Source organism: Streptomyces huiliensis (assembly GCF_020037025.1).
GTDB classification, from domain to species: Bacteria; Actinomycetota; Actinomycetes; order Streptomycetales; family Streptomycetaceae; genus Streptomyces; species Streptomyces huiliensis.
In genome coordinates this window covers 73,018-82,600 of sequence record NZ_JAIQLH010000053.1, presented here as the reverse complement: position 1 = coordinate 82,600, position 9,583 = coordinate 73,018, and the positions used below count along the sequence as shown (strand labels likewise).

Here is a 9,583-nt window from a genome sequence, read left to right as displayed (position 1 = left end):
GCGTCACCCAGTGGCAGGTCGGGCAGCCGGTCTTCGGACGCTCCGCCTTCCGCAGCGCCGCCGCCACCCACGACCTGGCCGACGCCGACGACCTCATCGCCAAGCCCGACCGTCTCACCTTCACCCAGGCCGCCGCCCTGCCCGTCGCAGTCGAGACCGCCCACCGCGCCCTGCGCGAACTCGCCGTGTCCGCCGGGCAGACGCTTCTCATCCATGCCGCCGCCGGCGGCGTCGGCCTCACCGCCACCCAGCTCGCCGCCGCCCGCGGCGTCACCGTCATCGGCACGGCCGGGACGCGCAACCACGCCTTCCTCCGGCGGATCGGCGCAATCCCCGTCACCTACGGCGACGGCCTCGTCGACCGGGTCCGCGCCGCCGCACCCCACGGCGTCGACGCCGTCCTCGACGCCTCCGGCCGCGGCGTCCTGCCCGACTCCATCACCCTCACCGGCACCCCGGACACCGTCCTGACCATCGCCGACCCTGCCGCCGCCGACCACGGTGTCCGCTTCTCCGGCGTCCCCGGCCCCCTCGCCCCCGCCTTCGCCGAAGCACTGCCCCTGCTCGAAGAGGGCCGCCTCCACATGCCCGTCGACACCGTCTACCCCCTCGCGCGCACCGCCGACGCTCAGCGCCACAGCGAAGAGGGCCATCTCCAGGGCAAGATCGTCATCGTGATCGACGAGTGACCGGCCCGGTACGGGGAGCCCGAGGTGATCACGAGCGCGGGCGCAGCGGCCCCTCCCTGCGCCGCAGCGGGAAGGGACAGCCCTGATCAGCCCGAGGGCACGGGAGCAGGAGGGGGGGCGGCATGTTCGAGTGCGTGGACGGGAGGGGCGAGCACCCTGGTGGGGAGAGGAGCGGCGAGCGCGGAAGGCAGTGCACGCTGCTGATCACAGGCGCCAGTGGCGCGGTGGGCGCCACGCTCCTGTCGGTCCTGCGGCGGCATGACGAGCTTCCGCTCCTACGCCTGCCAGGCGAGCCGCGTCAACGTCGACGGGACCGGGAACGCGGCCCGTTTCGCCGACCGGGCCGGCGCCCGGCTGATCCACCTGTCCAGCGCCTTCGCCGTCTGCTCCGCGGTGGCCCAGCTCATGTCGTCGCACCATGTCCGACGGCTGCCCGGCTCACAGCCTGGCCCACCCTGCCGACGAGAGCCGTCAGATACGACCTGGCTCTGTGGGGCGACGCGTACGCCTCGCCCCACAGAGGAGAACCGACGGCCGCGGTCCGGTGCGCGGCCGCCGGGCGTGGCTCAGCAGGCTCTGGCGTACCAGACGGGGGTCCAGTTGACCGTACGGGCCTCATACGTCGTGGAGGTGAACAGCAGCCGGTGGTTCTTGTCGTAGAACCTCGCCACGGTGCCCGCGGTCTGGTTGTTGACCAAAGGCCCGGAGCCGATCAAGTTGGGCAGCTTGAACTCGAAGTTGCAGTCCCTGTACGCGAAGGAGCTGCCGTTGGCGGCCTGGCCGCACACGAGGTAGTACGGGCATTCGAGCTGAGGTTTCGGCGGGGCCGTCCGTGCGGCGGCGGAGGAGACCGTGGCCCCGATCAGCGAGCTGCCCACCAGCGTCCCGGTGGCCAGGAGGGCCGTGCCCAGTGTGCGCAGTCCCATGGAGCATCTCCTTGAGGTTGCGGTCCGCGGGCCGGCCGCGCCGGCCCGACGTCAGTGTGGGCCGTGGGCCGCACACGGACCAGCCGTTTCGAACAGGGTCGAAGGGCGCAGGCCGGGTCCCGCCTCGGGCGGCTCGTAAAGGGCGGCCCGCTTCCAGGGTTTGGTGCGGCGACTTCGCCGTCAGCTCCGCTGGGGTTCACGCGGGGTGCGCAGCACCTCCAGGCCATCGCGCGGCGGCATGAAGTCCACGACCCGGAGGATGCCGGACTCGGCGTCCCACCGTCGTAGCCAACGCCCCCGACTCCGAGTCGTAGCCGACGCCCCCGGCTCCGACGAGGGCGGTGCGTCGCGGCGCCCGGCCGGTCGGACCGTTGGATGCTGGGCCGATGGCCTCCTTCCTCCGCACCCGGCTCCCCGCCCTCCTCCTTGCCGTCCTGTGCCTGTTCCTGCCGGCCGGCGCGCCACCGGTCGCGAGCCCGCCGCATGTGGCCTCGGTCCGTCCGCTGCGGGAACTGGACGGGGCGTGGGCCCGGTTCGCCGGCGCCGCCCGGCCGACCTCGCACTGGACGGGCGGCGACAGCACGTACTCCGTACCGGTTCCGGGCGGCGAACTGTGGGTGTTCTCCGACACGTTCCTGGGCAGGGTGCGGCCGGACGGCTCGCGTGCCCCCCTGACGGGCAAGGGCGCGACACCGTTCGTGCACAACAGCTTCGTGCGGTGGGACGCCGCCGGCCCGCACACCGTGACCGGGCGCGACCGCGCCGGCCGCCCGGCGTCCCTCGTCCCCGGTGCCGCCGACGGCTCGTCCTGGTACTGGGCCCGCGCCGCGATCCGCGACGGCCGGGACGTGACGGTCGTCTACGCCCGGTACGTACGCACCGGCACCGGCCCGCTGGACGTGGCCTGGCGTGCCAACACGCTGGCCCGGTTCCGGCCCGGGGATCTCACCCGGCCGAGCTCGCTCACCCCCCTGCCGTCGGCTGCGGGGGTCGCCTGGGGCGCATGGCTGGCCCGCGACGGCGACCACACCTACGTCTACGGCACCGAGCCGGCTCCGGGCGGCGCCCACTACCTCCGGCTGGCCCGCACCGACGGCACCGACCTGCGCCACCCCTGGCGCTACCGCACCGCGGACGGCGGCTGGTCCGCGCGCGAGACGGACGCCGCCCGATTGACCGGACCGGACGGGGCCGCGCTGCTCGTCTCCGACGAACTCAGCGTCGTCCGGCACGGCCACTGGTACGCCCTGGTCACCCAGCGCGCCGACCAGCCGTTCAGCGCGGAACTGCGGCTGGCCTGGTCGCGCACGCCCGCCGGCCCCTTCACCCGGCCGCGGACCTTCCACACGGCCCCCGAGGCCGGGCCGCGCGGCACGTACCGCAACGCGAACGTCATCGCCTACAACCCGCACGAGCACCCGGAACTGGAGCGCCGCGGCGAACTCGTCGTCTCCTACAACGTCAACAGCCTCGTTCCGGAGGACGTCATCCGCACGGCGTCCGTCTACCGGCCCCGGTTCCTGCGCGTCACCCTCGTCCCACCCGGCCGCTGACGTGCCGGCGGGACGACTCCCGCCCCGCGCGCGGGCGTTGTGGCGGTCCGCCGGGGAATGCTGCCTACGGGGGCAATACGCCGTTGCGGCGGGCAGCGTTCTCTTCACAGGGCGAGGGCCGCGATCCGGCTGCTGCCGGCAGCCGGTGCTGCCCCGGACCGGGTCAACGCTCGTGGTGTGAGTCCGCGGGTACTGGCGGGACGGAACGCCAACCATGATGTGGCTGTCCACTTTCCGGGCGGCGACAGGACCTACTGATCCGCACCCCATCGACGCCCGGCCCCCGGACCACACGCGAACCAGCAGGTCACGACCTCTACATGCTGGCCGTGGTGCTCTGCAGGGCCCGGGGGCGGAGTTCCCGGCCGGTAGGTCCGGGCGCGGGTACCGGTCGATGGCGAGGCCGCCGATCAGCGCAACCAGGAGCTGGGGCCGGCACCCGGCCGCCAGGACCCCCGCTCAGCGCGGCCGTCGTGCCACTGAGCGTGGTGGCGGCTGCGCCGAGGAACCAGGCCAGGCGGCCGTGCACGTGGGCCCAGGGCGATGGCCACAGCGGCGAGGGCCTCCCCGCAAGTGTTCCAGCCGGACGACTTCAGGCAAGGCCTGCTGAGACTGCGGCGCACCCATGGCGGCATGCAGGTCGGCGGAAGCCTTCGCTGCGACGACACGGTCGTCGGGTGTGAGAACCCACACTTGATCACGGAGCAGCCGTTCGGCTTCCTCCGCCAGGGCCTCGATGGCCGCCCGCATGCCCATGCTCGTCGCCCTATGGCCTGCTCTGCTGACCAAAGAACCCGATCGACCGGACAAGTCCTGGGCCCGCCCGCCGCCCAGCCGGCCCGGGTCACGATGCGCTGTGCGCTGTGCGCTGCCGGCCGCGCTCGCGGCAGGCCGGCGCCCGTGGTTCTCGTTCAAGGGGGTGCATAGGGACGTCGTGTACGACGGTCAGCGCCAGGCCTGTCGTTCCCGGCTGCGGGGGTCGTCGACCTGGGTCCACTCGGCGTCCATGCGCATGGTGGACCTGCGCTTGGTGTCGTACGGGTCCCAGCCGGGGTTGCCGGTCCTGGCGAACCGGACCCAGGTCCCGTGCATGCCGGCGGCGAGCGCCGCGAGGGGCTCGTCGGGGCCGAGCAGGGCGTCGGCGCCTCGCAACCGGGGGAGCCACGCGAGATCGAAGACGAAGGGCAGCTCGACCGCGTGGGCGGCGCCGAGCTGTCCGTCCAGGGCCGGGGAGCGCCAGGCGAACTCGTAGGCGTACGTGGCGGACCGGCCGTGTGCGGCGTGTGCCCCGGCCAGGGCCCAGCTGCCGGCGCCGAACAGCGCGTCGCCCATGATGGCGGAGCGCAGCTCGCCGTAGGACGCCTCGGGGCGTGTCGTCCGGTAGGTCTCGACGAGTCGGGCCGCGTTCGGGTGCGCGCGCGCCGCCGCGTCGTCGACGTCCTCGGCGGTCGAGGTGGCGTACTTGTCCACGGGCACCAGGTAGAGACGCCCCTCCTCGGTGGTGGTCCCGATGAGCAGGTCGATGTCGGCGCTCAGCCCGGCGGCGACGGATTCGGCGGGTTGGGTGTCGAGGACCAGGCTGAAGGGGCTCAGTCCGATCAGCGGGTCGTGGTGGGTGTCGGTGTGCAGGTCGATGCCCGTGAGGTGGGAGGCGGCCTCGACCAGGCGCTCGTCGGGGAGGTCCGCGAAGGCGTCGGCATGGGGCTCGACGCCCAGGGACTCGGCCGCTGCCCTGGTGACGCGGGCGGCCTGCTCGGTCGTGAACGCCCCCAGGCCGCTGCCGCTTTGGACGATCGCCCGGCGGAAGAGGCCGGTGGCGTCGGGGGTGGCGAGGACGCCGCAGACGATGGTCGCCCCGGCCGACTGGCCGAAGAGGGTGACGTTGTGCGGGTCACCGCCGAAGGCGGTGATGTTCTCCTTCACCCAGCGCAATGCGGCGACGACGTCGAGCAGGCCGCGGTTGGCGGGCGCGCCGGGGAGGTCGAGGAATCCGGCGATGCCGAGCCGGTAGTTGAGGGTGACGAGGACGACGCCGTCGCGGGCGAAGGCGGAGCCGTCGTAGAGCGCGGACCGCGTCGATCCGGCGACGAACGCGCCGCCGTGGACGAAGACCATGACGGGTGAGTTACCGTTCACGGCCGCGGGTGCCCAGACGTTGACGGTGAGGTAGTCCTCGCCGCGGCTCCAACCGTTGCCGAAGTAGGGGGACATGTCGATGCGGCCGAGCCTGCGCTCGGACTGCGGCGCGTTGGGTCCCGGCACGGTCGCGTCGCGTACGCCGTCCCACGGCTCGTGTGGCCGTGGCGGCGCGAACCGGCCGGCGCCGCGGGGCGCGGCGGCGTAGGGGATGTTCAGGAAGGCGGTGGTGTCGCCCTGGCGCAGGCCGCGGACGGCTCCCTGCGCGGTGGTCACGACGGGGTCGGGGCGGTGGTTCACGGTGGGGTCGGGGTGGCGGTTCACGGTGGTGCCTTTCCGCGGGGCCTCAGGCCCGCTCGGTGTACGGGGCGAAGGGGGCCCAGCCCTTGATGGCGAACGCGCCTCCCTCACGGACCACTTCGGCGGCCCCGTGGCCGCCCAGGTGCGCGGGGAGCACGAGTGCGTTGTTGTCGGCCGCCCAGCCCAGCACCTTGCGGCGGGTGGCGCGGGCGCCCTCCGGGTCCTCGCAGAAGCAGCTGTTGGCGTCCGGTTCGAGGATCTGCACCGGGCTGTGCAGCATGTCGCCTACGAACACGGCGCGGTCCGTGCCGGAGGTGAGGGTCAGGACGGAGGAGCCGGGGGTGTGTCCGGGAGCCGCGTCCAGGCGCAGGGCGGCGTCGATCCGGTGACTGTTCTCCCACAGCAGCGTCCGGCCGGCCCGGTGCACCGGAGCCACGCTGTCCTCGAAGACGTTCTGGTTGCCCCGGCCGAGCAGCGGCTTGTGGCCGTTCTCGGGATTCCAGAAGTCGAAGTCGTCCTTCGGCATCAGATAGATGGCGTTGGGGAAAGTGGGTACCCATTGCCGGCCGTCCAGGTAGGTGTTCCAGCCGACGTGATCGATGTGGAGATGCGTGTTGATCACGATGTCCACGTCTTCGGGCTCGACTCCGGCCCGGGCGAGATTGGCCAGGAAGTCCGTTGTGAGGTGGCTCCAGACCGGCGCGTACGGGCGCTCTTTGTGGTTGCCGACGCCGGTGTCGACGAGGATGGTCTTGCCCTCGCTGCGCAGCAGCCAGGTCTGGATCGCGGAATTCACGATGCCGGTGTCGGGACCCACGAAATGCGGGGTCAGCCAGGAGTCGCCGTCTTCCCATACTTCCTTCGGGATTTCCGGGAAGAAGGTGTCGGACGTCATTCCGACGGGGCCGAAGTATTCCCATACGCGGGTGACGCAGACGTTGCCGAGCATGATGTGGTCCATGAGGCGTCCTAGCGAATTCGGGGCGTTTCCCGAACCGTACGAGCGGCCTCGGCAGCCGGGGTATCCGTAAGGTGACTGCACCTGTGCGCACGGCCCGGGCACGGGGCGCGGCCGCCTGTAGCCTGGGCGGACGAGGCGAGGCGGCTCCCGTTCGCGAGCCACGACGCGTGGAGACCCCGTGGACGAGCACACAGGTGACCTTGACGCGGTCACGGGACCGGAGCCGGATCCGGGTGAGCCGTTCGTCGGCCGGGACGCGGAGCTGGGACGCCTCTTTGGTGCGGTGGAGTCGGCGTCGGCGTCGGCCGACCCGGTGGTGAAGCTCGTCGGTGGCATGGGCATGGGGAAGAGCGCCCTGCTGGACCGTGCGGCGCACCGGGCCGAGGCGAGCGGTGCTCGCGTACTGCGCGCCGAAGGCAGCGAGTCGGAGTCGAAGCTGGCGTTCTCCGCCCTGCACCAGTTGCTGCGTCCGCTGCGGGCGGAGGTGGACGAACTGCCGGAGAGGCAGCGCACCGCGATACAGGACGCCTTGGGCGCGGGACCGGCCACGCCCCGGCACGCGAGCACACCCGATCCACTGTCACCCGATCCGCTGTTGATCGGGGTCGCCGTGCTGAGCCTGCTCTCAGCCCTGGGCGACCGGCAGCCCGTCCTCGTGGTGCTCGACGACGCGCAGTGGTGCGACCGCGCTTCCCTGGACGCACTGTCCTTCGCCGCCAGGCGGCTGGAAGGCGAACCGGTCACGATGCTGATCGCGGTCCGTGACGGCGACCACCTCGCGGGGTTCGACCGGCACACACCCACGCTCGTCCTCGAACCGCTCGACGACGCCGCGGCGAACCGGCTGCTGGACCGGCAGCCGAAGAGTCCCACCGGCCACACCAGGACGCGCATCCTCGACCAAGCGGGCGGCAACCCCTTGGCACTGGTGGAACTCGCGAGGGCGGCCACCGCCCAGGGCGCGGCCACAAGACTGCCGTCAGCGGGTCCGCTCCCTCTCACCGATCACCTGGAGCTGATCTTCGCCGCCCGCCTCGACGGCCTCCCCGCCGACACGAAGCGGGCCCTTCTGCTCCTGGCCGCCATGGACCGCGTCGACTCCCCGATCGCCGTCTCGTCCGGGCTGCCGAACGCCGAGGACACCACCTGGCTGCCCGCCGAGCAGGCCGGCCTGGTCCGGCGAACCGGCCGGGACCTCCGGTTCCGCCACCCGCTGATCCGGTCCGCCGTGTACCACGCCGCGTCCGCGGGCGCCCGCCGCGAGGCTCATCTCACGCTCGCCGAGCTGCTGCGGGACGAACCGGACCGGCGTGCCTGGCATCTGGCCGCCGCCTGCCCGGGCCCGGACGCGGCTGTGGCGGCGGAGCTGGAGCGGACCGCCGACCGGGCCCGCCGCCGCGGTGGCCACGCGGCGGCGGCCGAGGCCCTCCAACGTGCGGCGGAGCTCGCGACCCCGCGGCGCGAGGACAGCGCCCGGCTGCTGGTCGAAGCCGCTTCGGCGGCCGTGTTCACCGGTGACCTCGCGTGGGTCGAGGAACTGGCCGCCGCGGCCCGCGCGCGCACGGACGACCCGTCGCTGCTGGCCTCCGCCGCCGTGCAGGCCGGCCGGCTGGCGATCCTGACCCTGCGCCACACTCCGGTCTTCTCCCGCCTGACCGACGCCGCCGAGGAATGGGCGGCCTCCCGGCCCGCCGCCGCGCTGGACCTCCTGGCCGGCGCCGCCGTGGTCCGCTTCTACTCCGGAGACGACACCCAGCACCACCGCATCCAGGACATTCTGGAACGCCTTCCCGAGGACGCCTCGTCCGCGGGCCTGCGCACCTGGGTGAGGACCGTGACGGACCCCTTCGGCGGCAGGGGCGCGTTCGTCTCCCTGCTCCCGCGGTTGGCCGCCGAGGCGGAGGCCCGGCCGGAACAGCTCATCACCGTCGGGATCATGGCGTGGTTGCTGGACGAGACCCCGCGGGCGGTCCGCGCCTTCGACAGGGCCTTCGACCGCTGGGAGGTGCGGGGAGCGCTGCCGGAGGGTCTGGGCGGCGCGGTCGCCTGGGCCTATGCGGAACGAGGACGGTGGGACCAGGCCCGGCAGGCCTGCGCCCGCACCACCGCGGTCGCCCGGGCGGCCGGCCTCGACCACGCCGCCGCCTGTGCGGCCACCGTGGACGCCACCGTGCTGGCCTACCAGGGGGACGCGACGGTGGCCCGCGCCCGGGCCGGTGAGGCCCTCGCCCTGATCGATCCGCTGGAAAGCCGCTCGGTCTCGGTCTACGCCCGTCGTGCGCTCGGCGCCGCGGCGGCCGCGGACGGCGCGTACGAGACCGCCTACGACCAACTCCGCCTGGCTTTCACGGCGGATGGCGCGCCCGTGCACTACCACGCCTCCTTCCCGGCCCTCGCGGATCTGGCCGCCGCCGCCGTGCGCTGCGGCCGCCGCCAGGACGCGGCCACGATCGTCGAACGGTGCGCACGCGCGCTCGCGGCCGACGCCTCACCCCGCCTGCGCGCGCTGATCAGCCGAGCCCGTGGCCTGCTGGCCGACCCCGAGGAAGCCGAGCCGCACTTCCGGGCGGCCCTGGCCGACCCGGTGCTTGAGCACTGGCCTTTCGAACGCGCGCAAACCCTGCTCGACTTCGCCGAGTGGCTGCGGCGCCGTCGGCGCATCGCAGAGGCGCGGGAGCCGTTCACCGAAGCCCTGGAGACCTTCCGCCGTCTGGGCGCCCGCCCGTGGGTCGAGCGCGCGCGGGCCGAAGCGCGCGCCGCCGGCCTCGACGTCACGGACACGGCCCCCGACGCGCTCGCCGCACTCTCCCCGCAACAACAACAGATCATCAGGCTCGCCGCGCGCGGACTGACCAACCGCGAGATCGCCGAGAAGCTCTTCCTCTCCCCACGCACGGTCAGCTCGCACCTCTACCGCAGCTTCCCCAAACTGGGCATCACCGCCCGCTCCCAGCTGCGTGACCTCATCGACGGGGCCCTCGCGTCGGCCGACCACCAGGAATGAAGGCCCATCCGGCC

Annotated in this window: 7 protein-coding genes; 3 read left to right on the top strand and 4 right to left on the bottom strand. The window is 73.3% G+C overall.

The window, feature by feature from the left end; genetic code table 11:
- Positions 1 to 689: NADP-dependent oxidoreductase (locus JNW98_RS11500; RefSeq protein WP_223768047.1), on the top strand; the 689-nt coding region annotated here is incomplete at its 5' end.
- A gap of 275 nt (positions 690 to 964) precedes the next feature.
- Here JNW98_RS11500 and JNW98_RS36145 read toward each other — a convergent pair.
- Together JNW98_RS36145 and JNW98_RS11495 are read right to left on the bottom strand one after the other, a co-directional pair.
- A complete protein-coding gene (locus tag JNW98_RS36145) occupies positions 965 to 1,096 on the bottom strand; it encodes a hypothetical protein (protein WP_263420647.1) in 132 nt (43 codons plus the stop codon).
- Positions 1,097 to 1,255: 159 nt separating this feature from the next.
- Positions 1,256 to 1,615, bottom strand: coding sequence for a hypothetical protein (locus JNW98_RS11495; RefSeq protein ID WP_223768046.1), 360 nt, complete (start codon positions 1,613 to 1,615; stop codon positions 1,256 to 1,258).
- Between the two features lie 386 nt (positions 1,616 to 2,001).
- On the opposite strand from JNW98_RS11495, the gene JNW98_RS11490 reads away from it, so the two are divergent.
- On the top strand, positions 2,002 to 3,168 hold the full coding sequence (locus JNW98_RS11490) for a DUF5005 domain-containing protein (protein ID WP_223768045.1): 1,167 nt from the start codon (positions 2,002 to 2,004) through the stop codon (positions 3,166 to 3,168).
- A gap of 945 nt (positions 3,169 to 4,113) precedes the next feature.
- On the opposite strand, the gene JNW98_RS11485 is transcribed toward JNW98_RS11490, so the two are convergent.
- Both JNW98_RS11485 and JNW98_RS11480 read right to left on the bottom strand, forming a co-directional pair.
- A complete protein-coding gene (locus JNW98_RS11485) occupies positions 4,114 to 5,604 on the bottom strand; it encodes a carboxylesterase/lipase family protein (RefSeq protein ID WP_223768054.1) in 1,491 nt (496 codons plus the stop codon).
- Positions 5,605 to 5,650: 46 nt separating this feature from the next.
- Positions 5,651 to 6,565 carry an MBL fold metallo-hydrolase gene (locus tag JNW98_RS11480; protein WP_223768044.1) on the bottom strand — a complete coding sequence of 305 codons (915 nt, stop codon included), beginning with the start codon at positions 6,563 to 6,565 and terminating at the stop codon, positions 5,651 to 5,653.
- Between the two features lie 178 nt (positions 6,566 to 6,743).
- Here JNW98_RS11480 and JNW98_RS11475 point away from each other — a divergent pair, with 178 nt between their 5' ends.
- On the top strand, positions 6,744 to 9,569 hold the full coding sequence (locus tag JNW98_RS11475; RefSeq protein ID WP_223768043.1) for a helix-turn-helix transcriptional regulator: 2,826 nt from the start codon (positions 6,744 to 6,746) through the stop codon (positions 9,567 to 9,569).
- Positions 9,570 to 9,583: the final 14 nt, after the last annotated feature.

Coding starts and splice junctions, on each gene's coding strand:
- JNW98_RS36145 (WP_263420647.1), bottom strand. CDS start 1,096: ATGAGCTGGGCCACCGCGGAGCAGACGGCGAAGGCGCTGGACAGGTGG.
- JNW98_RS11490 (WP_223768045.1), top strand. CDS start 2,002: ATGGCCTCCTTCCTCCGCACCCGGCTCCCCGCCCTCCTCCTTGCCGTC.
- JNW98_RS11495 (WP_223768046.1), bottom strand. CDS start 1,615: ATGGGACTGCGCACACTGGGCACGGCCCTCCTGGCCACCGGGACGCTG.
- JNW98_RS11480 (WP_223768044.1), bottom strand. CDS start 6,565: ATGGACCACATCATGCTCGGCAACGTCTGCGTCACCCGCGTATGGGAA.